Below are 898 nucleotides of genomic sequence, written 5' to 3' on the forward strand. Positions count from 1 at the left end.
CTGGCGCTGCCAAAAATCAACGCGTTCTTGAGTGGTCATAGCGGAAATCCCAACGTAGATACGATGGGTTTCAGTGTGCCGAGGTGATCTCAGTAAAAACAGGTGCTGATTCAGGGGCGCTTACGTTATGAGTTTCTTTCCATGATGAGTATTTTGCGTTATCTAATAATGAGTATGACATGCTTATATTACACCATAAAAAATTGATGACTCGGTTTTGCGGACATAGAGCTAGGGTACCAAGACACGCGACTGAGGCCGGTGCTAGTTTATTGCTGGAACCACAATCTAGATATTCACTTACGGCTAAGGATCCTATCAAGGTTTGAAGCTATGGATTCTATGGAAGAAATAACGCCATCCATGACAAAATCTAAAGCTTTCCCATAACCTGCGTTGACATTTGCTGTGTCGAAGCCGAGTTGCTGTAATGTGTCAAGGCTGTTTTTAACAGTTTCATGCGCATCAGCAATCCTGAGGTCATTATTTAAAAATAAGGGCTCAAGAGTTTTGTTGCGATTGTTCCAGCCCTCAGGCTCTTCGGTCGAGGTAAAAGCATAGCTTGCTTCTTCATGAACATTTAACATCTCTATTATGTTCAGAAGTGCCTGTAGTAGTTTTAAACTACCGAGATCTTTGACTGATGCACGAGGGCACCCTGCATTTTCCAATAATAACTTTAGGTAACCGTTTGGAATACGCTGCCATACTTCATGTAAGCTTTTACAGCGAGCCAAGAATGTCTGCTGAGTCATGTCTAATGGCACTACTTGGGCAGGGCGAGAGCGTGAACATATTGTTAAAATTCACCCAATTTGTTGAGGCCAGCATTGAGTACCTTTTCCAGGTATTCACTGCTCATTCCTGCAATCTTTTGCTTCCGTCTGATGCTCGCTTT

General features: G+C 43.0%; 1 protein-coding gene. It reads right to left on the reverse strand.

All coding sequences use genetic code 11. The features are described from left to right. Positions 1-296: 296 nt before the first annotated feature. Entirely contained in the window at positions 297-755 is a 459-nt protein-coding gene (locus tag GWQ22_RS21620; RefSeq protein ID WP_275931645.1) for a hypothetical protein, read from the reverse strand. Positions 756-898 lie beyond the last annotated feature (143 nt).

Origin of the sequence: Aeromonas sp. 1HA1 (assembly GCF_029237385.1) — a bacterium.
Classification (GTDB): domain Bacteria; phylum Pseudomonadota; class Gammaproteobacteria; order Enterobacterales; family Aeromonadaceae; genus Aeromonas; species Aeromonas popoffii.

Coding starts and splice junctions, on each gene's coding strand:
- GWQ22_RS21620 (WP_275931645.1), bottom strand. CDS start 755: ATGACTCAGCAGACATTCTTGGCTCGCTGTAAAAGCTTACATGAAGTA.